Origin of the sequence: Arthrobacter sp. SAFR-023 (assembly GCF_051965295.1) — a bacterium.
Classification (GTDB): Bacteria; Actinomycetota; Actinomycetes; order Actinomycetales; family Micrococcaceae; genus Arthrobacter.
Genome location: NZ_JBQCMF010000018.1, coordinates 16,928 through 41,564, shown reverse-complemented (window position 1 = coordinate 41,564; position 24,637 = coordinate 16,928). Strand labels below are relative to the sequence as shown.

Genomic DNA, 24,637 nt, shown 5'->3' with positions numbered 1-24,637 from the left:
GACCTGGCTCACTTCCCCGGAGCCAGGCAGCCAACGGGATAGGCGCGGATGGGGATCTGGCCCAAGAAACCACCCCCAAGGAACCGTTCCAGGCGCTCAAGGAAGGACGAAGGCATGACAGAACCCGACCAGCCGAAGCCCACGTCCGAACGCCATGTACCGGTCCTGAAGGACCGGTGCATCAATCTTTTGGCGCCCGGATTCGAGGCGGCACGCCTGCGCGGTGAAACGCCGGTGGCGATTGACGCCACGCTCGGGATGGGTGGGCACTCTGAAGCCATGCTCCAGCGCTTTCCGGACCTGCACCTCGTGGGCATCGACCGTGACGAAGAAGCGCTGGCACTGGCGGGGGAGCGGCTCAAGCCCTTCGCGGCCCGCACGGACCTGGTCCACGCTGTTTACGACGAAATCGCGGAGGTGCTGGAGGACCTCGGCATTCCGGAGGTCCACGGCATCCTGATGGACCTCGGGGTCTCGTCCCTGCAGCTCGACGAGCGCGAACGCGGTTTCGCCTATTCCTTTGACGCACCCCTGGACATGCGGATGGACACCAGCCGCGGCCAGACTGCGGCGGATGTCGTAAACAACTACAGCGAAGAGGAACTGGTCAGGATCATCCGCAAGTGGGGTGAGGAAAAGTTCGCGGGGCGCATCGCCAACAGGATCGTTGCCGCCCGGGCAGCAAAGCCGTTCACCACCACGGGGGAACTCGTCGAGCAGATCAGGGCGGTGGTTCCGGCTGCCGCAGCCAAGTCCGGCGGACATCCGGCCAAGCGCACCTTCCAGGCCCTGCGCATCGAGGTCAACGAGGAACTCGAGGTCCTCGAGCGTGCTGTTCCGGCGGCGGTGGACGCCACCGCGCTCGGCGGCCGCATCGTCGTGATGTCCTACCACTCGCTGGAAGACAAGATCGTCAAGGGCGTTTTCCAAGCCCGCTCCAAATCATCTGCTCCGCTCGGTTTCCCCGTGGAGCTTGAAGAACACAAGGCCGAACTCAAAACCCTGACCAAAGGCACCGAGGTGCCTACCGCCGTAGAGATCGCAGAGAATTCGCGCGCAGCATCAGCCCGGCTGCGCGCAGTGGAACGCATCAGAGCCAGGAGAGCAACATGAGCACCGCAGCTGCCAGGAACCTCGCCCTTCCGTCCGGCCCGAGCGTCCACGACATAGAGGCCGGGCTTCCGGGCTCGGCGCGCAGGGCCCGCACCCCCCTGTCCCTGGTCCGGTCGGCACCGCGGAAGCGCCGCGCGCCCTTCGTCGTCCTGTGCTTCGGCATGCTGGCGGCCGCGCTGATTGCGGTGCTGGTGCTCAACATCTCTGTTTCCACAGCGCAGTACCAGTTGGTGAAGCTTCGCGCCGAGCAGACGGCGCTCACCAAGCAGAACCAGGACCTGACACAGCAGGTGCAAAACTTTGAGGCTCCCCAGAATCTGGCAGCCAAGGCCGCACAATTGGGAATGGTTGCTTCCACCGGCAAAGGCCAGGTTGATCTTTCCACGCTGACCGTGAGCGGAGATGCCAAGCCGGCGGTCAAGGGAGACTCGGCAGGAGCGGTGATCGCTGCCCCTGCCGTCCCGGGTCAGCTGAACGTGGTCCCGCCCGCCAGTTCGGGCGAGCCGCTGGAAAGCAGGGCACCGGCTGCCGGTGAAACGGCAGTTGCCGAGTCGGAGGCGGCCCCGGCCGCTGCGACGCCGGCCAAGCCGGCGGCTGCTGCCAAGCCCGCGGACCTTAACGGCGGCACCATTCCGGCGCCGGAGCAAAGGGCGCCGGGGCAGTAGGGCAAGAACAGGCGGCTGGTAGCCCGCATGGCAAGCAGTAGGGGATGAGCGTGGCGCAAGGCAAGAGCAAGGCAAGCAAGAAGAAGGTTGCTAACGCCACGAAACGGCTCCGCCTCGGACTGAGCATCATGCTTGCCCTGCTGGTGGTTGTCGGCGGAAAGCTCTTCCTGGTGCAGGGACTGGACGTCGGTGGCATGGCTGAAGCTGCCCTGGACAACAGGCTGCGCCCCACCGTGCTGCCGGCCGAGCGCGGCAGCATCCTGGACGCCAGCGGAGCAGTGCTGGCGAACAGCGTGATCCGCTACAACATCACCGTTGACCAGTCTGTAAACACCAAGACCGAATCCTTCAAGCGCCTGGAAAAGGTAAACGGCAAGGACGAACTCGTCACCGTTTCCCGGGACCAGGGGATCACCGAGCTTGCCGCCGTACTCGGCATGGACACCGAGGACGTGCGGAAATCCGTCACCGGGACCAGGACCTACTACATCGTGGCCAAGGACCTCCGGCCGGATGTCGAAAACCGGGTCTCGGAACTGCAGATCCCGGGCATCTTCTCCGAGGGAACCAGCAAGCGTGTCTACCCGAACGGCTCGGTGGCCGGCGGCATTGTGGGCTTCCTTGAGAACGGAACCACCGGCCAGGCCGGCCTTGAGCAGACCCAGGACGAAGTACTGCGCGGCACTGCGGGCAAGCGCGTGTTCGAAATCGGCGCCGACGGCCTCCGCATTCCCGTGGGCATCGATGAACTGACGCCCGCGCAGGACGGCAAGGACGTCAAGCTCACGCTGAACTCCGACCTCCAGTACTTCGCCCAGCAGGCTATCCAGACCCAGTCGGACAAGCTCAGCGCCGAGTGGGGGGTCATCATCGTCTCGGACGTGAAGACGGGCAATATCATCGCCATGGCCGACACCAATACGCCGGATCCCAACGACCCCGGCAAGGTGGCCGCGGAGGACCGTGGCGTCCGCTCCGTAACGGCCGCTTACGAGCCCGGTTCTGTGGAAAAGATGATCACCGCCGCCGCGGTCATCGAAGAAGGCAAGGCCAAACCGCTGGACACGTTCGTCATCCCGCCGTCCCTGGTGGTGGACGGCCAGCAATTCGACGATTCCTTTTCCCATGGGACCGAGAAGCGGACCCTGGCGGGCATCCTGGGCTGGTCCATGAACACGGGCACCGTGATGGCCGGCCAGCGCCTCAGCAAGGACCAGCGGCACGACTGGCTGCAGAAGTTCGGTATCGGTGAGGCACCGGAGATCGGCCTGCCGGCCGAGGCGAAGGGCATCCTGACCCCGGCCGACGAGTGGGACGGCCGCCAGCAGTACACGGTGCTCTTCGGGCAGGGTGTCTCGCAGTCGACACTCCAGACGGTCCGCGCCTACCAGTCCATCGCCAATGACGGCGTGATGCTGCAGCCGCGGCTCATCGACAGCTACATCAGCCCGGACGGAACCGAGGAAAAGGTGGCGGCCAAGCCGTCCCGCAGGGTGGTCTCGGAGCAGACGGCGCAGCAGGTGAGGGACATTCTCGAAAGTGCCGTCACCGAGGGCCAGATCAAGGAGGCCGCGATCGACGGCTACCGGGTCGGGGCCAAGACCGGTACCTCGCAATCGCCCTGCGATGACGGGACCGCAGGCTTCTGCGGGTACACCGCCTCGATGGTGGGGATGGCGCCGATGGACGATCCGCGGTTTATTGTGGAGGTGGTCCTGCAGCGTCCCAAGGGGTCCATTTACGGGATCACCAACGGGCCCGTGTTCCGCTCAGTCATGAGCCAGGCACTGCGGACGTACAACGTTCCGCCGTCCAAGGGCACGCCCGTCAGGCTGCCGCAGTTCGCCAAATGACGCAGTTCGCTAAGTAACGCCCGCCAAGAAAGACCCGCGGTACACCTGAACAACAGTTCTGCCGTGTCCGCTGGTCCGCTAGCACCAACGGAGATCCAGTTGTCACAGCACCATGACCCCGGCACTGCCGACGCCCCGGAGGGGCAGGCATCCAAGAGCGGCTTCCGGCCCACCGCCGTCGCCGCCGTCGAACTGGGTGTCATCGGCCAGTCAGTGGGTGTTCCCGTGCCCCCGGCCTCCGAGTCCGTTCAGGTCACCGGCATCTCGCTCGACTCCCGCTCCGTGGAACGCGGAGACCTTTATGTTGCCCTGCCGGGAGCGGCGCGGCACGGTGCCGACTTCGCCGCGACGGCGATCGAGGCCGGCGCGGCTGCAGTTCTAACGGACGACGCCGGCGCGCGGCTTCTGGCCGTCGGCTCGGACCTCGCTGTGCCCGTGCTGGTGGTGGCGGAGCCCCGCAGCGTGGTGGGCCGCCTGTCCAGGCTGATCTACCGGAGCCAGGACGCAGACCTCCCGGGCCCCTCGGTGTTTGGCGTGACCGGCACCAATGGAAAAACCACCACCACGTACTTCATCAATGCCCTGCTGCAGGCGATGGGCAAGAAGACCGGGCTCATCGGCACCATCGAGATCCTGGCCGGCGGGGACCCGATTCCGAGCCTCCTGACCACCCCGGAATCCACCGATGTCCACGCCCTGCTTGCCCTCATGCGGGAACGCGGCCTTGACGCCGCATCCATGGAGGTCTCCTCGCACGCGGTGTCCTTCCGCCGCGTGGACGGTGTGGTCTTCGACGTCGTCGGTTTCACCAACCTTACCCAGGATCATCTGGACCTGCACGGCACCATGGAGGAGTACTTCCGAACCAAAGCGGAGCTGTTCACCGCCGAACGCGCCCGTGCCGCCGTCGTGACGGTCGACGACGAGTGGGGACGGCGGCTCGCCGCCCAGACTGAGCTTCCGGTCACCTCGCTCGCAACCCTCCAGCCCGGCAGCGGGCCGGCGGCCGGATCAGCAGCCGCTGACTGGACCGTCACCGCCCCCAAGCCTCGCGGCCTCGGTACGGAATTCACCCTCCGCGGCCGGAACGGCTTGGAACTCCGCGTGCACACGGGCCTGCCCGGCGCGTTCAACGTCTCCAACGCGGCGCTGGCCCTGACCATGGTGCTCGCCGGCGGTGCAGACCCTGCCGAAGTGCAGGCGGCACTCGATGCCCGGGATCCGTTCACCGTCGCGGTGCCCGGCCGCATGCAGCTGGTCTCCGCCCGGCCGGCCGCCGTCGTCGACTTCGCGCACAACACGGATGCACTGGCACGCGCCCTGGAGGCCGTCCGGTCCGCGGAGCCCGCGTCCAGGGTGATCGTGGTTTTCGGCGCCACCGGCCAGCGCGACCAGGGCAAGCGCCCGTCCATGGGCGCGACCGCAGCCCGGCTCGCCGACGTCGTGATCGTCAGCGACGACGACCCCCACGATGAGGACGCCGCGGCCATCCGCGCCGAAGTGCTGGTCGGTGCGACAGACGCCAAGGAAGCCGAGCGGCTTGACTGCAAAATCATGGAAGTTTTCCCCCGCGATGCTGCCATCCGTGAAGCAGTCAACCTGGCCGCTCCGGAGGACACCATCCTGGTCGCCGGGCGCGGGCACGAAGTGTGGCAGGAAGTCAAGGGAGTGAACCTTGCCCTCGACGACAGGGTGGAACTACGGAACGCCTTGACGGCACGAGGATTCACCGTTCTCCAAGACGACGGGATAGAGTCCTAGACCGACATGATTGAACTAACTGCGGCGGAAATCGCCGAAATCACCAATGGCCGGCTGCTTGCCGACCCCGGCGTCACCCCCTCATCCGTGGTGACCGACTCGCGGGAGGCCGTTGCCGGCTCCCTCTATGTCGCCAAACCGGGCGAAAGCGCAGACGGGCACAGCTTCGTGGGTGCGGCCTTTGACCGCGGCGCGGTTCTTGCCCTTACCGAGCGCGAAATCAAGGACGACGCCGGCCGGACCCATCCGTCCGTTGTCGTCGAGGATGCGGTTCTGGCCATGGGCGCCCTCGCGGCTGAGGCGGTCCGGCGGATCAGGCAACACCGTGAGTCGGCGGGTGAACAGCTGACCGTCATCGGCATCACCGGTTCGGCAGGGAAAACCACCACCAAGGACCTGCTCGCGGGAATCCTGTCGGCCGAGGCGCCTACCGTTGGACCGCAGGGTTCCTACAACGGCGAGGTCGGCGTGCCCCTCACCGTGTTCCAGGCGGGCTTTGACACCCGGTTCCTGGTCATCGAGATGGGGGCCACCGGCGTCGGACACATCCGCTACCTGGCCGACATGGTCCGGCCGGAGATCGGCGTGGTGCTCTGCGTGGGAACAGCCCACGCCGGGGAGTTCGGCGGCGTGGAAAACATCGCGGCCGCCAAGGGCGAGCTCGCCGAGGCCGTACCCGCCGCGGGCACCGCCGTGCTGAACCTTGACGATCCCCGCGTTGCCGCCATGGCCGCCCGGACCCGCGGGAATGTGCTGGGCTTCTCCTCCCGGGATGCTGATCCGGACGCTCCTGCTGTCCGGGCCGCCAACCTGGACACCAACGCCTCGGGCAACCCGGAGTTCGACCTCGAAGTGCCGGGGGAGCCCACGGTCCGGGTCAGCAGCAAACTCATCGGCGAACACCACGTGGCAAACCTCCTCGCCGCCGCGGCGGCCGCGCACGCGGCCGGTGTACCGGCGGACAGAATCAGCGCCTCCCTCAGTTCGCAGTCCGCGGCCAGCCGCTGGCGTATGGAGCGGACTGAGCGGCCCGACGGCGTCACCGTCATCAACGACGCCTACAACGCCAACCCGGAATCCATGCGGGCGGCCCTGCGCACGCTGGCCGACCTCGGCCGCGGACGCCGCACCTGGGCCGTGCTCGGGGCCATGCTGGAACTGGGAGACGATTCCATCCGCGAGCACACCGCCGTCGGCACGCAGGTGGTGCGGCTGAACATCTCCCGCCTCCTCGTGGTCGGCCGGGAAGCGCGTTCGCTCTACGTGTCCGCCGTGCAGGAAGGGTCCTGGGGCGATGAATGCATCTTCGCCGAGACGGTTGACGAGGCCTACGAACTGCTCCAGGAGCAGCTCGAACCCGGCGACCTGGTGCTCTTCAAGTCCTCGAACAGCGTCGGACTGCGCCATTTGGGTGATCGGATAGCATTACCCCCACACGCCACCCCCACAAATGCCAATGAAGGGAGCGAGCTGCTGTGATTGCACTACTGATCGGCGCTGGCCTGGCCCTGCTGCTGGCTCTGGTGGGTACGCCGCTGTTCATCCGCCTGCTGGTCCGTAAGAGCTACGGCCAGTTCATCCGCGATGACGGACCCACCTCACACCACACCAAACGCGGTACGCCCACCATGGGCGGCACAGTGGTGGTGGGCGCAGTCCTGCTGAGCTACGGCCTGACGCACCTCATCATGTGGCTCATGAACCCCCGGTCGGCCGGGCCGTCGGCCTCGGCACTGCTCCTGCTGTTCCTGATGGTGGGGATGGGCCTGGTGGGCTTCCTGGACGACTTCATCAAGATTTCCCGGCAGCGCAGCCTGGGCCTGAACGCCAAGGCGAAGCTGATCCTCCAGGCGGCGGTAGGCATCATCTTCGCCGTCATGGCTCTGTACTTCCCGGATACGGACGGCCTTACCCCGGCGTCCACCAAGATCTCGCTGGTCCGTGACATCCCGTGGCTGGACCTGGCGTTCGGCGGCACCGTGCTTGGCGCGATCCTCTTTGTGCTGTGGTCAAACCTGATCGTTACCGCCGCCACCAACGGGGTCAATCTCACCGACGGACTGGACGGACTGGCCGCGGGCGCCGCGGTCATGGTCTTTGGCGCCTACACGCTGATGGGCATCTGGCAGAGCAACCAGGCCTGCGGCTCGCCGCGTCAGGCGGGCGGGGGCTGTTATTCCGTCCGGGATCCGCTGGACCTGGCGCTTCTTGCGGCGATCATGAGCGCCGCGCTGGTGGGCTTCCTGTGGTGGAACACCTCACCGGCCAAAATCTTCATGGGTGACACCGGCTCCCTCGCGATCGGCGGCGCCATCGCAGGGTTCGCCATCCTCTCCCGCACCGAACTGCTCCTCGCCTTCATCGGTGGCCTGTTCGTCCTCATCACGCTCTCCGTCATCATCCAGGTGGGCTACTTCAAGGTGACCAAGGGCAAGCGCTTCTTCAAGATGGCGCCGCTGCAGCACCACTTCGAACTCAAGGGCTGGGCGGAGGTCACCGTGGTAGTCCGGTTCTGGATCCTCGCCGGCCTGTTCGTCGCCGCGGGCCTTGGCATCTTCTACGCAGAATGGGTGGTCCTCCTGTGAACGGCTCCGAATCCCGCGCTGAAGTATCCGGTGCGCCCCTAACGGGGCCGGCCAGGCTCAGCGGCCTGGTCAGCTGGGACTCCGACTGGGCTGGACTGCGCGTCGTGGTCACCGGGATCGGTGTGTCGGGCTTCGCGGCCGCGGACACGCTGATCGAACTCGGCGCCCGCGTGGTGGTGGTCGACGGCGCCACCACGGAAACCGCGCAGGCCAAGGCGGACACGCTGCGGATCGTGGGCGCGGCCGACGTCCTCCTGGGGGAGGATGCCGTCCGCACCCTGCCGAAGATCGACGGCCTGAAGCCGGACCTCGTGGTCACCTCGCCCGGCTGGCGTCCGGACCAGGCCCTGCTCGCGGCCGCCGCCCGTGCCCACATCCCGGTCTGGGGCGACGTCGAACTCGCCTGGCGCCTGCGCGTCCGCGAGGGCCGGAAGACCGCCGACTGGCTCACCATCACCGGCACCAACGGCAAGACGACGACGGTCGGCCTGACCGAGTCCATGCTGCGGGCCGCGGGCCTGAAAGCGATCGCAGTGGGCAACGTCGGCACTCCCATCCTCGATGCCCTGCGTGACCCGGTGGAGTACGACGTCTTCGCGGTGGAGCTCTCCAGCTTCCAGTTGCACTGGTCCCACTCCGTCTCGGCGGTGGCCAGCGTGTGCCTCAACGTCGCCGAGGACCACGTGGACTGGCACGGCTCCTACGAGTCCTACCTGGCCGACAAGGCCAAGATCTACGAAAACACGCAGAAGGCCTGCATCTACAACGACGAGCAGATCGAAACCGAACGCATGGTGGAAGACGCTGACGTGGTGGAGGGCTGCCGCGCCGTGGCGTTCACCACCCTCACGCCGGCCATCAGCATGCTCGGCGTCGTGGAGGGCCTGCTCGTGGACCGGGCCTTCATCGCCGAGCGGAAGGACAGCGCCGTCGAACTGGCGTCCATGTCCGACCTCGGCCCGGTGGCCCCGCGCCACATGGTGGCCAACGCCTTGGCCGCCGCCGGCCTGGTGCGCGCCTACGGCGTCAGCCCCGAGCACGTGCGCGAGGGGCTGCAGGCCTACATCCCCGGAAGCCACCGCATCCAGCCGGTCGCCAAGCAGCACGGCGTTCTGTGGATCAACGACTCCAAAGCCACCAACCCGCACGCCGCCTCCGCGTCCCTGGCCGCCTTCGACACCGTGGTGTGGATTGCCGGCGGCCTGTCCAAGGGCGTCAGCTACGACGACCTGGTCCGCGACCATGCACGCCGCCTGAAAGCCGTGGTGCTCATTGGCAAGGACACGGCGACACTGGAAGAGTCCCTGCAGCGACACGCACCGGATGTCCCCGTCATCCGGCAGGCCGCAGGCCACACTGAAATTGTGCAGTCTGCCGGAACCGGACAAGACGCCGCACCGGATTCAGCAGAAACCGGGGAGGCAGTGATGGCACGGGCCGTCGCATCGGCGGCACAGCTCGCCGCCTCGGGTGACACTGTGCTGATGGCCCCGGCTGCTGCATCCATGGATCAGTTCTCTTCCTACGCTCACCGTGGCGACGCCTTCATTGCCGCGGTCCGCGAGCTCGTGGAAGGGGAGGCCCGGACCGGCAAGGAGTAAGAATGGTCAGCACACCCACACGTCCGGCAGCCGCCCGGCAGCGGGCGGGGGAGAAACCCGGACCGGGTGCTGCATCGACGCCGCCGGCCTCCAGGATTCCCACCAGCGGCCGGTTGCAACGGTGGTACAGGCGCTTCTGGTCCGCCCTTGAGGGAAACGGGAAGTCGCGCAACGGCTCCACCTACTACCTCATCCTGGGCACCACGCTGGCCCTGACCGCCATCGGCATCATGATGGTGCTCTCGGCCTCCAGTGTGGAGGCCATTGCCGCGGGTGAGTCGCCGTACACGGCGGCGCTCAAACAGGGCCTGTTCGCCGGCATCGGCATTTTCTGCATGTTCATGCTGTCCCGCATCAACGTCGTGTGGCTGAAGCGGCTCGCGTGGCTGGGCATCATCATCGCCTATGCCCTGCTGGCCCTCGTACTGGTCATTGGAACCAGCGTCAACGGCAACAAGAACTGGATCGACGTCGGCGGGTTCTTCACCCTGCAGCCCTCCGAGGCAGCCAAGCTTGCCCTGGCCCTGTGGATGGCCACCGTCCTGGCCAAGAAGGCGTCGCTGCTGCACCACTGGGGACACGCAGTGGTCCCTGTGGTCCCCATAGCCGGCGGGATCATTGGACTCGTTCTGGTCGGAAACGACCTCGGCACCGGCATGATCATCATGCTCATCACGGCCGCCGCCCTCTTCTTCGCCGGGGTGCGCCTCTACCTCTTCGGGTTCGCGGCAGTGGGCCTGGGCGCGGTCATAGCGTTCATGGCCATGACCAGCTCCAACCGGGTCTGCCGCATCACCTCGTGGTGGACCGGCCAGAGCTGCGGCGACGGCATCGACGCCAACTACCAGTCCACCAACGGCCTCTACGGGCTCGCCTCGGGCGGCTGGTTCGGCGTCGGGCTCGGACAGAGCCGGCAGAAATACAGTTGGATCCCCGAAGCCCACAACGACTTCATCTTCGCCATCATCGGTGAGGAACTCGGCCTGGTGGGGACCGTCGTCGTACTGGTCCTGTTCGCCATCCTGGGCGCCGCCATTTACCGCGTGGTGGTGGCACAGGAGGACCTGTTCCACCGGGTCCTTGCCGGAACCATCATGGTGTGGCTGCTGGGCCAGGGGACGGTCAACATGGCCGTGGTCACTGGCCTGATGCCGGTGATCGGCGTTCCATTGCCCTTCATCTCCTATGGCGGTTCGGCGCTGCTGATGTCGCTCTGCGCGATCGGCGTAGTGTTGTCACTGGCCCGGGAACAAATGGCGCCCAACATCCGGCCCCGTAAGATACTCGGCCCGTTGCGGCTGCCCGGGCGCAAGAAATCCCGTACGAAAGCGTAACCAGCACCTGATGAAAACTGAGTCATTGTCCGTGGTCCTCGCCGGCGGCGGAACAGCAGGCCATATCAACCCGCTGCTGGCCATTGCCGCCGCTATCCGCGATGCCCGCCCCGACGCCCGGCTGCTCGCCGTTGGAACGGCCGCCGGCATGGAGACCAGGCTGGTCCCGGCTGCCGGGCTGGAACTGGCCACCATCGACCGTGTCCCGTTCCCGCGGAAGCCCTCCGCGGACCTGCTCCGCCTCCCGGGACGCCTCGCCGGGGCCGTCCGGCAGGCCGGGCGGATCCTCGACGACGCCGCAGCCGACGTCCTCGTCGGTGTGGGTGGGTACGTGTGCACGCCGATGTACCTTGCTGCCTGGCGGCGGAAGATCCCCATCGTCATCCACGAAGCCAATACCCGGCCGGGCCTGGCCAACCGGGTCGGCGCGCGGCTGAGCCGGCACGTGGCAGTGGCGTTCGCCGGCACCCCGCTCCGCAACGCCCGCCACGTGGGCATGCCCATGCGCCGCGAAGTCTCGGCCATGGTCAGGGCAACGGCGCGGAACGGCGCCCTGCGCAGCCTGGACCTGCAGCCTGAAAAACCAGTGCTCATCGTCACCGGAGGCTCGTCCGGGGCGCAAAGCATCAACCGCACCGTGGCGGCCTCGCTCGAAGCGCTGTCCCGGGCCGGCGTCCAGACCATCCACATCACCGGCCGCGGCAAGTCCGTGGCGGACTCAGAAGGCAACGCGCTCAGTGCCGACGGCTACCGCCAGCTTGAGTACGTCGACGGCATGGAAACCGTCTACGCCGCGGCTGACCTGCTGCTCGCCCGTTCCGGCGCTGCCACGGTAAGCGAGGTCGCCGCCGTCGGCGTTCCCGCGGTCTTCGTGCCGCTGCCGATCGGCAACGGTGAGCAGGCGCTGAACGCCCGCGGACTGGTGGAAGCGGGCGGCGCCCTGCTGGTGGCGGACCGGGACTTCACCCCCGAATGGGTCCGCACCAGCCTCATCCCGCTGCTGACCGACCGTTCCCGCCTCGACGCGATGGCGGCGAACGCGGAGAACCTTGGCATCCGAAATGCCGACCAGCTCATGGCCGACCTCGTACTGGAAGCGGTATCCAAATGACCACCAACGCAGCACCCAGCCAGGAAGCACTGGGCCGCGTGCACTTCATCGGGATCGGGGGCGTGGGCATGTCCGCGGTCGCCAGAATCATGGTGGCGCGCGGAATTCCCGTCAGCGGAACGGATGCGAAAGACCTGCCGGTCATGAACGAGCTCGCCGCGGCCGGCGCCCGGATCTGCGTGGGCTACGGCGCCGGCAACCTCGGCGACGCCCAGACCGTCGTGGCAGGATCGGCGATCCGCGCCGACAACCCCGAACTGGAGGCCGCCCGGGCCGCCGGCCTGCCGGTGCTGCACCGCTCCGAAGCCCTGGCCGCCACCATGGGAGATGACCTCGTGGTGACCGTGGCCGGAACCCACGGGAAGTCCACCACAACGTCCATGATCACCGTGCTGCTGCAGGGCGCAGGCCTTGACCCGTCGTTCGCGATCGGCGCCAATGTTCCGGCGCTCGGCGTCAACGCGGCGAACGGCAGCTCCCAGGTTTTCGTTGCTGAGGCGGACGAATCCGACGGTTCGTTCCTGAACTACCGTCCGCAGATCGCCGTCGTCACCAACGTGGAACCGGACCACCTCGACCACTACGGTACCGCCGAGGCCGTGTACGAATCCTTCGACCGCTTCACGGCACTGCTGCCGGCGGACGGCGTGCTGGTGGCCTGTGCGGACGACGCCGGCGCGCATGCGCTGGCGCTGCGCACCCGCGAGCGGGGCAAGGCCCGCGTTGTCCTCTACGGCACCTCTGAGGCCGCAGACCTCCGGCTCGACGACGGCGGCCCGGGCAAGGTGGCGATTACGACGGCGGGCGGCCGGTTCCCGCTGGCACTGCAGGTCCCGGGACGGCACAATGCGCTGAACGCTGCTGCCGCCATGGCGGTGGCCCTCGAACTCGGTGTGGACGCGCAGGCCGCTGCCTCCGCCCTGGCCGCCTTCTCCGGCGCGTCGCGGCGCTTCGAATACAAGGGGGAGGGCAGGGGCGTGCGCGTCTACGACGACTACGCCCACCATCCCACGGAGGTGCGGGCAGCCCTGGCGGCGGCCAGGTCCGTGGCCGGCGACCACAAGGTCCATGTCCTCTTCCAGCCGCACCTGTTCTCCCGGACCCGGGAGTTTGCCGCAGAGTTTGCCGACGCACTCAGGGCCGCCGACACTGCCCTGGTGCTCGACATCTACCCGGCCCGCGAGGATCCCATCCCGGGTGTCACCAGCGCGCTCATCACCGAGCATCTCGGCGCAGGCAGCGGCCTGGTGGGCGGCGACGAGGCCGTTGCCGCCCTGGCCTCCGCCGCGGGGCCAGGGGACATCATCCTGACCGCCGGCGCCGGGGACGTCACCGCCTACGGGCCACTCATCGTGGAGTCCCTCGGTGGCTAGCACCAGGCGTCCCACGTACCGTCCTGCCAAGCCCGCCGCCCGGGACACGGGCAGCGGGGACACCGCGGGCCGGGGGACTGCGGGCCGGGAGGCTGCCGCTCGTCCCGACGGCGGCACGCTGGCCGTGATCACCGCCACCAAGGGCGTCCCGGAGGGAACGGCACAGGAGAAGGTGCAGGCCGCCGCGCCGAAGGGCAGCACTGCGTCGAAGGTGCAGGCCGCCGCGCCGCAGGGCAACACCGCACCGAAGGGCAACACTGCACCGAAGGGCAAGACGCAGGCCAAACCAGCCAAGGCCCCCTGGCCGCGGCTCAAAAGCCCGGGACCTGCCAAGCCGGGACCGGATGCCAATGCACCGGACACCGCCGGGCAGGACAATGTGCTGGCCTTTCCCGAACCCCGGGGCCGGCGCATCAGGCGCAACATCCTGGTTGCCGTGTGTATCACGGCTGCCCTCGTGGCGGGGCTCATCGTTGCCGCCGTCTATTCCCCGGTGCTGGCGGTCCAAAGCGTGAGCATCACCGGCACCAAGCTCCTCAAACCCGCCCAGGTGCAGGCGGCGCTCAAGCCAATTCTGGGCAAGCCGCTGCCGCAGGTCAGCGATTCCGAGGTCGACGCGCTGCTGAAGCCGCTTGTCCAGATCAAGTCGGTCACCACCCAGGCCCACCCGCCGTCCGTCCTGGCGGTGCAGGTCCAGGAACGCGTGCCCGTTGCCCTCGTGAAGCGCGGCAAGGACTACATGCTCGTGGACGTCGACGGCGTGCGCCTCGGCACCACCGCAGACCCCGCCTCCGTGAAGCTGCCTCTGATTGACGGCGGCGCAGGCACCATCGGCAAGGACCTGTTCCAGGCCACGGCCGAGGTCCTCGGCGCGCTCCCGGCCAACGTGCTTGCCAAACTCTCCAACGCCTCCGCCAAGTCCGTCGACGCAGTGGAACTGAAGCTCCTGGATGGCCAGACCGTCATCTGGGGCAACGCGGGGGAGAAGGAACTCAAGGCCCGGGTGCTGGAGGCGCTGCTCAAAGTGCCGGCAGATCCCCTCAACCCGGTCAGCACTTATGACGTAAGCGTGCCGCGGCATCCGGTGACGCGGTGATCTTGCGTGATCCTGACGCACGGCACCCGTGTATTTCACGGGGATTAGGACGACACGCGGTGGCGGTTATTGAATGTAGCCAGCAGAGGAAATAGCGTCACAGACATGAGTTACTTGACATAACTATAACCTTCAACTGGAAGGTTAAGGTTCAGGGCTTCAAGCTCGACTCCATCAGTTTTCGCAATAGGACACTAACAAGGGACACGTAACGTGGCAGCTCCGCAGAATTACTTGGCCGTCATCAAGGTCGTCGGCATCGGCGGCGGTGGCGTGAACGCAGTCAACCGCATGATCGAGGTGGGTCTCCGCGGCGTTGAATTCATAGCAATCAACACCGACGCCCAGGCCCTCCTGATGAGCGATGCCGACGTCAAGCTCGACGTCGGACGGGAACTGACGCGCGGGCTGGGTGCCGGGGCAAACCCCGAGGTCGGCAAGCAGGCTGCCGAGGACCACGCTGACGAGATTGAGGAAGTCCTCCGCGGTGCCGACATGGTCTTCGTGACCGCAGGTGAAGGCGGCGGCACCGGAACCGGCGGTGCGCCGGTCGTTGCCCGCATTGCGCGCTCCCTTGGCGCCCTGACCATCGGTGTGGTCACCCGTCCGTTCACCTTCGAAGGCCGGCGCCGTGCAGGCTCCGCCGAGGCGGGCATCGACGCCCTGCGCGACGAGGTGGACACCCTGATCGTGATCCCCAACGACCGCCTGCTGTCCATCAGCGACCGCAACGTCTCCGTCCTGGACGCCTTCCGCTCCGCCGACCAGGTCCTGCTGTCCGGCGTGCAGGGCATCACGGACCTCATCACCACGCCCGGCCTGATCAACCTTGACTTCGCCGACGTGAAATCCGTCATGCAGGGCGCAGGGTCTGCCCTGATGGGTATCGGCTCCGCGCGCGGCGAGGACCGCGCGGTCAAGGCAGCAGAGCTCGCAATCGCCTCCCCGCTGCTCGAAGCGTCCATCGACGGCGCCCACGGTGTCCTGCTGTCGATCCAGGGCGGCTCCGACCTCGGACTGTTCGAGATCAACGAGGCTGCGCGCCTGGTGCAGGAAGTTGCCCACCCCGAGGCCAACATCATCTTCGGTGCGGTCATCGACGACGCCCTGGGCGACGAAGCCCGCGTCACCGTCATCGCAGCCGGCTTCGACGACGTCAAGGCCACCTCGCCGTCCATGGACCAGTCGCAGCCGCAGGCTGCACCGCAGCGGCCCGCCGTTCCGGCGGCCGCCCCGCAGAGCCAGCCCTCCGCGGGCAGTCAGCAGGTCCACGTTCAGCCCGTGCACGCCGGTGTCGGCGCGGCAGGCCTCAGCAGCTGGGGCCAGCAGCGCCCGTCCGCTGTCCCTGCTGACTCGGGTTTCGACGTCGACCTTCCGTCGGTGGTGGAGCCTGACCTGACCGGCAGCCGGTCTGACGACCTGGACGTCCCCGATTTCCTGAAGTAGGAGGATGCCGGGCGGACATCCGCCCGGCAGCTGCCCCTGCTTCCTAACCCTGAGTGCCGGAGTTCCGAATTGTTTTTGTGGCGTGCTGAAGTGCAGCCTGGCGTGTCCGTGGCGTTCACCGACACGAACGCCGGCAACCTCGCCCTGCATGTGGGCGATGACGCGGCCGCGGTGCTTCGCCGCCGGGCAAGGCTGGAGGACGTCGCCGGTATCTCGCCGCGCAGGTTCCAGTACATGAACCAGGTCCACGGCAACGAAGTGTCCCTCGTAGTTGAATCTGGAGCAGCGGTTGAGGCTGGAACAGCCGGTGAAGCTGGCACAGCCGCCGAAGCTGGCCTGCCGGCACCGACTGCGGACGCGCTCGTGTCCCTCGGCGGCCCGCTTGCGGTGATGGTGGCGGATTGCATTCCGCTGGTCCTCGTGGGTGCAGGGTCTTCCGGGCCTGTACTGTCCGCCGTTCACGCCGGCCGGCCCGGCCTGTTCTCCGGCGTCATTCCGGCGGCGGTGCAACAAATGCGCGCCTCCGGGGCCACGGACATCCGCGCCTGGCTCGGCCCGTCTGTCTGCGGGAACTGCTATGAGGTGCCCGCCGAACTCCGGGACGAGGTTGCCGCCCACCTGCCGTCCGCATGGTCAACCACATCCTGGGGGACGCCGGCGCTCGACCTGCCCGGCGGCGCCGCCAGCCAGCTCGACGCCCTCGGCGTTCCCATCGAGTACCGGGGGCCCTGCACGCTTGAAAACGAGTCCTTGTTTTCCTACCGCCGCGACTCACGGTCCGGCAGATTCGCCGGACTGGTGTGGACCCATGACTGACAGCCCGGAACCCCGGAATGCCCGGACAACACAGGATGCCCGGACACTACAGGATCCCCGGACAGTGCAGCTGGGGGAGCGCCTTGACGCTGTCCGGCAGCGCATCAGCCGAGCCGTCGCGGCGGCAGGCCGCGGGAACAACCCGCCGAGCCTCATAGTGATCAGCAAATTCCACCCGGCCGAGGACGTCCGCCGGCTGGTAGCGCTTGGCGTCAGGGATTTCGGCGAGAACCGGGACCAGGAGGCGTCGGCAAAAGCCGAAGAACTCCAGGCCCTGGACCTCACCTGGCACTTCGTGGGCCAGCTCCAAAGCAAGAAGTCCAAGACGGTGCTCCGCTACGCCTCGGCCGTGCACTCGGTGGACCGTTCCCAGCTCGTGACGGCCCTGGAGCGGGCCATGGCCGCCCAGCAGGAACTGACCGGACGCGGCGACCTGGACTGTTTCATTCAGGTGGGCCTGGACGACGACGCCGGTGCGCACCGCGGCGGGGCCACCCCCGCCGAAGTGCCGCAGCTGGCTGAACAGCTCGAAGCCGCGGGCGGTCTCCGCCTCGCAGGTGTTATGGCGGTGGCGCCGCTCGGGGCGGATCCGCAGCGGGCCTTTGAAAAACTGTTGGGCATTTCAACCGGCCTGCAGCAGGATTTCCCCGGCGCCACGGGGATTTCCGCCGGCATGAGCCAGGACCTGGAAGCAGCCGTCCGATTCGGTGCGACACACCTCCGAATTGGCTCAGATATTCTCGGTTCCCGCCCGGCCGTGCGGTAGCGTCTGTCGTATTGGAACTGAATGGCGGGGATTCCAATGCTGTCTTGACCTTTGGGCGGCCCGCTTCCGGACACGATTAGGAGTCGACCATGGCTGGCGCTCTGCGCAAGACAATGATCTATCTTGGGCTCGCCGACGGCGATGAACACTACGAGTCTGAGCTTTCCACCCAGCAAAAGGACGAGGACAACTCAATGGAGCATGACCGTGAAGAGCGCCGCGCGCCGGCGCCGCTCCGAGAGGTCACCCGTGAAGTGCCACCAGCTGCCGAAGAGGAATACCGCGCACCCGTGACACCCATTAAGCGTGCGGCATCGAGCCGTGAAGAGACCACCGGACTGCGGCAGATCACCACGATCCATCCGCGTTCTTACAACGACGCCAAGCTCATCGGCGAAAGCTTCCGTGACGGTATCCCCGTCATCATGAACGTAACGGACATGGGGGAGTCGGACGCGAAGCGGCTTGTCGACTTTTCCGCCGGCCTCGTCTTCGGTCTGCGCGGAAGCATCGAGCGCGTGACAAACAAGGTCTTCCTGCTGTCGCCGTCGTACGTTGAAGTCATCGGAGATGACAAGAAAGCCAGCGAGGCCACGGCCAGCTTCTTCAACCAAAGCTAAAAACGGCGCTCCGGATGCCAGGCAGGGACGCACCTGCCTGGCATCCGTGCTGAAATAGGGGATCAGCATAATCTGGCAGGAATCCCCTGGCCGGTATCCCAGGGCACCGTAGTGCCCGCGATGAACATGGAGACAATGGGTTAGCTCATGGGAATACTATTCGGGCTCGTCTATATCGTCCTGCTGTTCATTTTCGTCGCTTTGATTGTCCGCCTCGTCTTTGACTGGGTTCAGATGTTCGCGCGGGAATGGCGTCCGCGCGGGGTAGCATTGGTGGCGGCTCATGCGGTCTACTCGGTGACCGATCCGCCACTGAAGGTTCTTCGGCGCCTTATCCCGCCGCTACGGCTGGGCGGCGTCTCACTGGACCTCGGGTTTCTGGTGCTGTTCATCGGCCTGAGCATTGCCATGGCGATCACCAAGTCATTTGCATAACTTCATATCAGCTTGCCGCGCCGGGCCGATCCTCATGGATGCTGCTTCAGCGCAGAAAGCCTTTTCTTTGACGCCACGGTGTTGAATTAGAGGAACCAGACCATATTTAGGTACCGTAGTTTTGACGGCCGGAAGGCCTCCTGACGAACTAGACCAACGAGGTGACCAGATGGCTTTGACGCCAGAAGACGTTGTCAACAAGCGCTTTCAGCCGACCAAGTTCCGCGAAGGCTATGACCAGGACGAAGTTGACGACTTCCTGGACGAGATCGTCGTCGAACTGCGGCGCCTGAACCAGGAGAACGAAGAACTTCGCAAGAAGCTCGCCGAAGGCGGCTCCGGATCGCCGGCTGCCACCTCCGCCGTCCCCCCTGTTGTTGAGAAGGTCCCCGCGCCGTCCAAGTCCGAAAAGGACGAAGCCCGCGCAAAGGCCGAAGCTGAAGCCAAGGCCGCCGATGCTGCCAAGAAGAAGGCAGCCGAGCAGGCAGCACCCGTTGCAGCCCCGGCACCCGCCGTCACCAGCAGCAACGTCTCCGAGTCCGCTGCCGGCCTGCTGGCCATGGCGCAGCAGATGCATGACCGTCACGTGTCCGAGGGCCAGCAGCAGCGCGACAAGATCATCGCTGAAGCACAGATCGAAGCCAGCAGCCTGGTCAACGACGCGCAGGAGAAGTCCCGCAAGATCCTTGGCGCCCTCGAACAGCAGCGTTCCGTTCTCGAGCGCAAGGTGGAGCAGCTCCGCGGCTTCGAACGCGACTACCGTTCACGCCTGAAGGCCTACATCGAGGGCCAGCTGCGCGACCTGGACGCCCGGGGTTCCGTTGCCGCCCCTGAGGTCGGCGAAAGCAGCAGCGCCGCCGTTTAGCACGTATTCTGAAGGCCGGTGGCTGAGGATTCCTCGGCCACCGGCTTTTGCCATTAACGACGGTTCCCGAATGAAAGCACCATGACTGACGACCTTGCCGCTGACGCAGCGCATCCAGCCTCATCATCACCGCGGCCCCGGCGCGGCGTCCTGCTGTCCCTGTTCGCCGGGCTGGCAGTGTTCGCCTACGTCTTCGACCAGCTCACCAAACTGTGGGTGACCAGCACCATGGTGGAGGGTGAACGCATTCCGGTGCTGCCCCCGCTGCTGCACTGGTACTACATCCGGAACTCCGGCGCGGCCTTCTCCATCGGCGAGAATGTGACCTGGGTGTTCACGATCATCATGGTGGTGGTCGCCGCCGCCATCCTGTTCCAGCTGCGCAAGCTCGGATCCGCGTGGTGGGCACTGGCGCTGGGCCTGCTGTTCGGCGGCGCCCTGGGAAACCTGACGGACCGGCTGTTCCGTGATCCGTCATTCGGAATGGGGCACGTGGTGGACTTCATCCAGCTGCCCAACTTTGCGATCTTTAACATCGCCGACTCGGCCGTGGTGTCCTCGGTGGTCATCATCTGCCTGCTGACCCTGCGGGGGATCGCCCTTGACGGTTCGCACCACAGCGTCGAAAAGCGGGACGGGACCGACAATGTCTGAGCGCGTGGTGGTCCCCGAGGAGCTGGACGGGGCCCGCGTGGACGCCGGCCTGGCCAAGCTGATGGGCATGTCCCGCTCGTCCGCCGCGGCGCTGATAGCCGAAGGCAACGTGGTCAGCGGCGGCAAACCGGTGGGGAAGTCCGCCAAGCTCGCGTCCGGCACCGTGCTGGACGTGACGGTCCCCGAGCGCCGGGATCCCCTTGAAGTCGTGGAGGAAGTTGTGGAAGGCCTGAAGATCCTGCTGGATGACGACGACTTTGTGGTGGTCGACAAGCCGGTAGGGGTCGCGGCACACCCGTCCCCGGGCTGGGTAGGACCGACCGTCGTCGGCGGACTGGCCGGGGCCGGCTACCGCATTTCCACGTCGGGCTCCGCCGAGCGTGCCGGCATCGTCCACCGCCTCGACGTCGGGACCTCGGGGGTCATGGTGGTGGCCAAGACAGAACCCGCCTACACCGCCCTCAAGCGGGCCTTCAAGGAACGCACCGTGGACAAGGTCTACCACGCCGTGGTCCAGGGCCTGCCGGATCCCCTGCAGGGCACCATCGACGCCCCGATCGGTCGCCATCCCGGCCACGACTGGCGCTTCGCCGTCATCGAGGACGGCCGGCCGTCGGTGACGCACTACGAGGTCCTCGAGGCGTTCGGCAAGGCCACCCTGGTGGAGGTGCACCTGGAAACCGGCAGGACCCACCAGATCAGGGTCCATTTCGCCGCGCTCCGCCATCCGTGTGCCGGTGACCTCACCTACGGGGCCGACCCGCGGCTCGCCGCTACCCTCGGGCTCACCCGGCAGTGGCTGCACGCCCGTGAACTGGGCTTTGACCACCCGCGTACCGGGGAACGGGTCACCGTGACCAGCGAGTACCCCGAGGACCTCGCCTACGCCCTGGAAGTCCTGGGCACCGGCAAGGCCTGAGCCTGCGGCACGCCGGCACTGATTGTCAGAGGGTCGGCACTAGAATGGTCCGGTGACTTCCAGCAATGACTCGTTCGTACATCTCCACACCCACACCGAGTACTCGATGCTGGACGGCGCCGCCAGGCTCGGTGAGCTGTTCGAGGAAACCGAGCGGCTCGGCATGCCTGCCCTGGCGACCACCGACCACGGCTACCTCTTCGGCGCCTTCGACTTCTGGCGGAAGGCCACCGACAAGGGCATCAAACCCATCATCGGCGTCGAAGCGTATGTGACTCCCGGGACTGCGCGCGGCGACAAGGGCCGGGTCCGCTGGGGCGACGAGAGCCAGCGCAAGGACGACGTCTCCGGTGGTGGCTCGTACACCCACATGACCCTGCTGAGCTACAACAACGTGGGCATGCGCAACCTGTTCCGTGCCTCCTCGATCGCCTCCCTGGATTCGGTGTTCGGCAAGTGGCCACGGCTGGACCGCGAGCTGCTGAACACCTACTCCGAAGGGCTCATCGCCACCACCGGCTGCCCGTCCGGCGAGGTCCAGACCCGGCTGCGGCTCGGCCAGTACCGCGAGGCCCTGGAAGCCGCTGCGGAATTCCGTGACATCTTTGGTGCGGAGAACTACTTCTGCGAACTCATGGACCACGGCCTGGACATTGAACGCCGCGTCACCGGCGATCTCCTGCGGCTGGCCAAGGACCTGAACCTCCCGCTCGTTGCCACCAACGACCTTCACTACACGCATGAACACGACGCCAAGGCGCACGAGGCCCTGCTGGCGATCCAGTCCGGCTCGACGCTGCTCGAACCCACCTACGACAACGGCGGTTCCCGTTTCGCGTTCTCCGGAAGCGGCTACTACCTGAAGTCGCCGCAGGAAATGCGCGAGCTGTTCCGCGACCACCCCGAGGCGTGCGACAACACGCTGCTGATCGCCGAGCGGTGCGAGGTGTCCTTCAACACAGGCGCCAACTACATGCCCCGGTTCCCTTGCCCCGAGGGCGAGGACGAAACCTCCTGGCTCGTCAAGGAGGTCGACAAGGGACTCCACTACCGCTACCCCCAGGGCATTCCGGACAAGGTCCGCAAGCAGGCTGACTACGAGCTGGAAGTCATCACCTCGATGGGCTTCCCCGGCTACTTCCTCGTCGTGGCCGACTTCATCAACTGGGCCAAGAACAACGGCATCCGCGTCGGTCCCGGACGTGGCTCGGGCGCCGGCTCCATGGTGGCCTACGCCATGCGCATCACCGACCTTGATCCGCTTCACCACGGCCTGATCTTCGAGCGCTTCCTCAACCCGGACCGCGTTTCCATGCCTGACTTCGACGTCGACTTCGATGACCGGCGACGCTCCGAGGTCATCGACTACGTGACGCGCAAGTACGGTGACGAGCGCGTGGCCATGATCGTCACCTACGGCACCATCAAGACCAAGCAGGCGCTGAAGGACTCCTCCCGCGTGCTCGGGTATCCGTTCAGCATGGGCGAGCAGCTGACCAAGGCACTGCCGCCTGCCGTGATGGCGAAGGACATCCCGCTGGCCGACATCCAGAACAAGGATGCCAAGCGCTACAGCGAGGCGGGGGACTTCCGGCAGCTGATCAGCACGGATCCCGAGGCCGCCAAGGTTTTCGAGACCGCACTTGGCATTGAGGGCCTAAAGCGGCAGTGGGGCGTGCACGCGGCCGGCGTGATCATGTCCTCGGACCCCATCATCGACGTCATTCCGATCATGCGCCGTTTCCAGGACGGCCAGGTCATTACGCAGTTCGACTATCCGACGTCCGAAGGCCTCGGCCTGATCAAGATGGACTTCCTGGGCCTGCGAAACCTGACGATCATTTCGGACGCCCTGGAAAACATCAAGATGAACCGCGGCGTCGACCTGGACCTTGAAACGCTGGAGCTGGATGACGCGGCGTCCTATGAGCTGCTGGCCCGCGGCGACACGCTGGGCGTGTTCCAGCTCGACGGCGGTCCCATGCGGTCCCTGCTCAAACTCATGAAGCCTGACAACTTTGAAGACATCTCCGCCGTCCTGGCGCTGTACCGGCCGGGACCGATGGGCGCCAACGCGCACACCGACTACGCCCTGCGCAAGAACAAGATCCAGGAGGTCATCCCGATCCACCCGGAGCTCGAGGAACCGCTGAAGGAGATCCTGGGCGGGACGTTCGGCCTGATCGTGTACCAGGAACAGGTTATGGCCGTGGCGCAGAAGCTGGCCGGCTATTCGCTGGGCCAGGCAGACATCCTGCGCCGCGCCATGGGCAAGAAGAAGAAGTCTGAGCTGGACAAGCAGTTCGCCGGCTTCTCGCAGGGCATGCAGGACAACGGCTACTCCATGGAGGCCGTCAAGACCTTGTGGGACATCCTGCTGCCCTTCTCCGACTACGCCTTCAACAAGGCCCACTCTGCGGCGTACGGCGTGATTTCCTACTGGACGGCGTACCTGAAGGCGCACTATGCGCCGGAGTACATGGCCGCCCTCCTGACCTCGGTCGGCGACGACAAGGACAAGTCGGCGATCTACCTCAACGAATGCCGGCGCATGGGCATCACCGTACTGCCGCCGGACGTCAACGAGTCGGCGCTGAACTTCACCCCGGTCGGCAATGACATCCGCTTCGGCATGGGCGCCATCCGCAACGTCGGCGTCAACGCAGTCGAGGCCATGGTGGCGGCCCGCGCGAGCGAGGGCGCGTACACCTCGTTCAAGGACTACCTCATGAAGGTTCCCGCCGTGGTGTGCAACAAGCGCACCATCGAATCCCTGATCAAGGCCGGAGCCTTCGACTCGCTGGGCCACCACCGCCGCGCCCTGGCCATGGTCCACGAAGAAGCCATCGACTCCGTCATCACCCTCAAGCGGAACGAGGCGATCGGCCAGTTCGACCTTTTCGCCGGTTTCGATGAGGCCGAGTCCGAAGCGTCGCTCAGTATCGAGATTCCCGACCTGCCGGAATGGGAGAAGAAGGACAAGCTCGCGTTCGAGCGGGACATGCTGGGCCTGTACGTCTCCGACCACCCGCTGCAGGGCCTGGAAGGGGTCCTGAGCCAGCACGCCGACCAGTCCATCACCTCCATCATCGCGGAGGACGGGCCGCACGACGGCGCCATCATCACCATCGCGGGCATGATCACGTCGCTGAGTCGCCGGATCGCTAAGGCCAGCGGCAACGCCTATGCCCGGGCGGAGATCGAGGACCTCGGCGGTTCCATGGAAGTCATGTTCTTCGGCCAGGTCTACGGGCCGATTGCCTCGGTTCTCGCCGAGGACCTGATCGTGGTGGTCAAGGGCCGGCTGCAGCGGCGCGACGACGGTGCCGTGACCCTGAACTGCATGGAGCTCTCCGTGCCGGACCTCAGCCAGGGCACCAACGGGCCGCTGGTGATCACCATGCAGACGCACAAGGCCACCGAAGCCGTGGTCACGGAACTGGGGGACGTGCTGCGCAACCACCGGGGCAACTCCGAGGTGCGGGTGAACCTGCAGGGCGACAGCCGCATCGAGGTCATGGCGCTTCCCGTGCACCTGCGGGTGAACCCCAATCCGTCGCTGTTCGGGGACCTGAAGGTGCTGCTGGGACCGGCCTGCCTGGACGCGTAGCTGTCCCGGACCTC

At 66.5% G+C, this 24,637-nt stretch carries 20 protein-coding genes; all 20 read left to right on the top strand.

Going from position 1 to position 24,637, the window contains the following annotated elements; all coding sequences use genetic code 11:
* Positions 1-114: 114 nt before the first annotated feature.
* The 20 genes from rsmH to dnaE all read left to right on the top strand — a co-directional run bounded on the left by rsmH (position 115) and on the right by dnaE (position 24,623).
* Complete coding sequence (gene rsmH / locus ACTHQX_RS18115; protein ID WP_236807975.1) at positions 115-1,113, top strand: 16S rRNA (cytosine(1402)-N(4))-methyltransferase RsmH; 999 nt, start codon at positions 115-117, stop codon at positions 1,111-1,113.
* Positions 1,110-1,778, top strand: a complete 669-nt coding sequence (locus ACTHQX_RS18110; protein ID WP_440158561.1) for a hypothetical protein — start codon at positions 1,110-1,112, stop codon at positions 1,776-1,778. Before rsmH ends, ACTHQX_RS18110 begins: the two co-directional genes overlap by 4 nt.
* Positions 1,779-1,822: 44 nt before the next feature.
* Positions 1,823-3,631, top strand: a complete 1,809-nt coding sequence (locus ACTHQX_RS18105; protein ID WP_440158562.1) for a peptidoglycan D,D-transpeptidase FtsI family protein — start codon at positions 1,823-1,825, stop codon at positions 3,629-3,631.
* Between the two features lie 99 nt (positions 3,632-3,730).
* Positions 3,731-5,392 carry a UDP-N-acetylmuramoyl-L-alanyl-D-glutamate--2,6-diaminopimelate ligase gene (locus ACTHQX_RS18100; RefSeq protein ID WP_440158563.1) on the top strand — a complete coding sequence of 554 codons (1,662 nt, stop codon included), beginning with the start codon at positions 3,731-3,733 and terminating at the stop codon, positions 5,390-5,392.
* Positions 5,393-5,398: 6 nt separating this feature from the next.
* A complete protein-coding gene (locus ACTHQX_RS18095) occupies positions 5,399-6,871 on the top strand; it encodes a UDP-N-acetylmuramoyl-tripeptide--D-alanyl-D-alanine ligase (RefSeq protein ID WP_440158564.1) in 1,473 nt (490 codons plus the stop codon).
* The gene (mraY, locus tag ACTHQX_RS18090) at positions 6,868-7,977 is read left to right on the top strand and encodes a phospho-N-acetylmuramoyl-pentapeptide-transferase (protein WP_236807980.1); all 1,110 of its coding nucleotides are present in this window, start codon (positions 6,868-6,870) and stop codon (positions 7,975-7,977) included. The genes ACTHQX_RS18095 and mraY overlap by 4 nt, the downstream gene beginning before the upstream one ends.
* The gene (murD, locus tag ACTHQX_RS18085) at positions 7,959-9,578 is read left to right on the top strand and encodes a UDP-N-acetylmuramoyl-L-alanine--D-glutamate ligase (RefSeq protein ID WP_440158565.1); all 1,620 of its coding nucleotides are present in this window, start codon (positions 7,959-7,961) and stop codon (positions 9,576-9,578) included. The genes mraY and murD overlap by 19 nt, the downstream gene beginning before the upstream one ends.
* A gap of 2 nt (positions 9,579-9,580) precedes the next feature.
* Entirely contained in the window at positions 9,581-10,912 is a 1,332-nt protein-coding gene (gene ftsW / locus ACTHQX_RS18080) for a putative lipid II flippase FtsW (RefSeq protein ID WP_236807982.1), read from the top strand.
* 10 nt (positions 10,913-10,922) lie between these two features.
* Positions 10,923-12,023: an undecaprenyldiphospho-muramoylpentapeptide beta-N-acetylglucosaminyltransferase gene (gene murG, locus ACTHQX_RS18075; RefSeq protein ID WP_440158566.1), complete on the top strand. Its 1,101-nt coding sequence runs from the start codon at positions 10,923-10,925 to the stop codon at positions 12,021-12,023.
* The gene (murC, locus tag ACTHQX_RS18070) at positions 12,020-13,396 is read left to right on the top strand and encodes a UDP-N-acetylmuramate--L-alanine ligase (protein ID WP_440158567.1); all 1,377 of its coding nucleotides are present in this window, start codon (positions 12,020-12,022) and stop codon (positions 13,394-13,396) included. The genes murG and murC overlap by 4 nt, the downstream gene beginning before the upstream one ends.
* On the top strand, positions 13,389-14,492 hold the full coding sequence (locus ACTHQX_RS18065) for a cell division protein FtsQ/DivIB (RefSeq protein WP_440158568.1): 1,104 nt from the start codon (positions 13,389-13,391) through the stop codon (positions 14,490-14,492). The genes murC and ACTHQX_RS18065 overlap by 8 nt, the downstream gene beginning before the upstream one ends.
* Positions 14,493-14,705: 213 nt before the next feature.
* Positions 14,706-15,938, top strand: a complete 1,233-nt coding sequence (gene ftsZ, locus ACTHQX_RS18060; protein ID WP_307101284.1) for a cell division protein FtsZ — start codon at positions 14,706-14,708, stop codon at positions 15,936-15,938.
* A 69-nt stretch (positions 15,939-16,007) separates the two neighbouring features.
* On the top strand, positions 16,008-16,754 hold the full coding sequence (locus ACTHQX_RS18055; RefSeq protein WP_440158569.1) for a polyphenol oxidase family protein: 747 nt from the start codon (positions 16,008-16,010) through the stop codon (positions 16,752-16,754).
* Entirely contained in the window at positions 16,747-17,520 is a 774-nt protein-coding gene (locus tag ACTHQX_RS18050; protein WP_440158570.1) for a YggS family pyridoxal phosphate-dependent enzyme, read from the top strand. The genes ACTHQX_RS18055 and ACTHQX_RS18050 overlap by 8 nt, the downstream gene beginning before the upstream one ends.
* A gap of 89 nt (positions 17,521-17,609) precedes the next feature.
* Positions 17,610-18,140, top strand: a complete 531-nt coding sequence (locus tag ACTHQX_RS18045; RefSeq protein ID WP_236807989.1) for a cell division protein SepF — start codon at positions 17,610-17,612, stop codon at positions 18,138-18,140.
* A gap of 147 nt (positions 18,141-18,287) precedes the next feature.
* Positions 18,288-18,575 (top strand): YggT family protein, encoded by a 288-nt coding sequence (locus ACTHQX_RS18040; RefSeq protein ID WP_102973980.1) that lies wholly within the window; start codon positions 18,288-18,290, stop codon positions 18,573-18,575.
* A gap of 169 nt (positions 18,576-18,744) precedes the next feature.
* The gene (locus ACTHQX_RS18035) at positions 18,745-19,440 is read left to right on the top strand and encodes a DivIVA domain-containing protein (RefSeq protein ID WP_440158571.1); all 696 of its coding nucleotides are present in this window, start codon (positions 18,745-18,747) and stop codon (positions 19,438-19,440) included.
* Between the two features lie 81 nt (positions 19,441-19,521).
* Positions 19,522-20,094: a signal peptidase II gene (gene lspA, locus ACTHQX_RS18030; protein WP_236807990.1), complete on the top strand. Its 573-nt coding sequence runs from the start codon at positions 19,522-19,524 to the stop codon at positions 20,092-20,094.
* Entirely contained in the window at positions 20,087-21,013 is a 927-nt protein-coding gene (locus ACTHQX_RS18025) for an RluA family pseudouridine synthase (protein ID WP_236807991.1), read from the top strand. The genes lspA and ACTHQX_RS18025 overlap by 8 nt, the downstream gene beginning before the upstream one ends.
* 52 nt (positions 21,014-21,065) lie before the next feature.
* Positions 21,066-24,623, top strand: coding sequence for a DNA polymerase III subunit alpha (gene dnaE, locus ACTHQX_RS18020; protein ID WP_440158572.1), 3,558 nt, complete (start codon positions 21,066-21,068; stop codon positions 24,621-24,623).
* The last annotated feature ends 14 nt before the right edge of the window (positions 24,624-24,637 follow it).

What these genes read in the sequence shown, in the direction of transcription:
- rsmH (WP_236807975.1), top strand. Translation starts at nt 115, where the DNA reads ATGACAGAACCCGACCAGCCGAAGCCCACGTCCGAACGCCATGTACCG.
- ACTHQX_RS18110 (WP_440158561.1), top strand. Translation starts at nt 1,110, where the DNA reads ATGAGCACCGCAGCTGCCAGGAACCTCGCCCTTCCGTCCGGCCCGAGC.
- ACTHQX_RS18105 (WP_440158562.1), top strand. Translation starts at nt 1,823, where the DNA reads ATGAGCGTGGCGCAAGGCAAGAGCAAGGCAAGCAAGAAGAAGGTTGCT.
- ACTHQX_RS18095 (WP_440158564.1), top strand. Translation starts at nt 5,399, where the DNA reads ATGATTGAACTAACTGCGGCGGAAATCGCCGAAATCACCAATGGCCGG.
- murD (WP_440158565.1), top strand. Translation starts at nt 7,959, where the DNA reads ATGGGTGGTCCTCCTGTGAACGGCTCCGAATCCCGCGCTGAAGTATCC.
- ftsW (WP_236807982.1), top strand. Translation starts at nt 9,581, where the DNA reads ATGGTCAGCACACCCACACGTCCGGCAGCCGCCCGGCAGCGGGCGGGG.
- murG (WP_440158566.1), top strand. Translation starts at nt 10,923, where the DNA reads ATGAAAACTGAGTCATTGTCCGTGGTCCTCGCCGGCGGCGGAACAGCA.
- murC (WP_440158567.1), top strand. Translation starts at nt 12,020, where the DNA reads ATGACCACCAACGCAGCACCCAGCCAGGAAGCACTGGGCCGCGTGCAC.
- ACTHQX_RS18050 (WP_440158570.1), top strand. Translation starts at nt 16,747, where the DNA reads ATGACTGACAGCCCGGAACCCCGGAATGCCCGGACAACACAGGATGCC.
- ACTHQX_RS18045 (WP_236807989.1), top strand. Translation starts at nt 17,610, where the DNA reads ATGGCTGGCGCTCTGCGCAAGACAATGATCTATCTTGGGCTCGCCGAC.
- ACTHQX_RS18040 (WP_102973980.1), top strand. Translation starts at nt 18,288, where the DNA reads ATGGGAATACTATTCGGGCTCGTCTATATCGTCCTGCTGTTCATTTTC.
- ACTHQX_RS18035 (WP_440158571.1), top strand. Translation starts at nt 18,745, where the DNA reads ATGGCTTTGACGCCAGAAGACGTTGTCAACAAGCGCTTTCAGCCGACC.
- lspA (WP_236807990.1), top strand. Translation starts at nt 19,522, where the DNA reads ATGACTGACGACCTTGCCGCTGACGCAGCGCATCCAGCCTCATCATCA.
- ACTHQX_RS18025 (WP_236807991.1), top strand. Translation starts at nt 20,087, where the DNA reads ATGTCTGAGCGCGTGGTGGTCCCCGAGGAGCTGGACGGGGCCCGCGTG.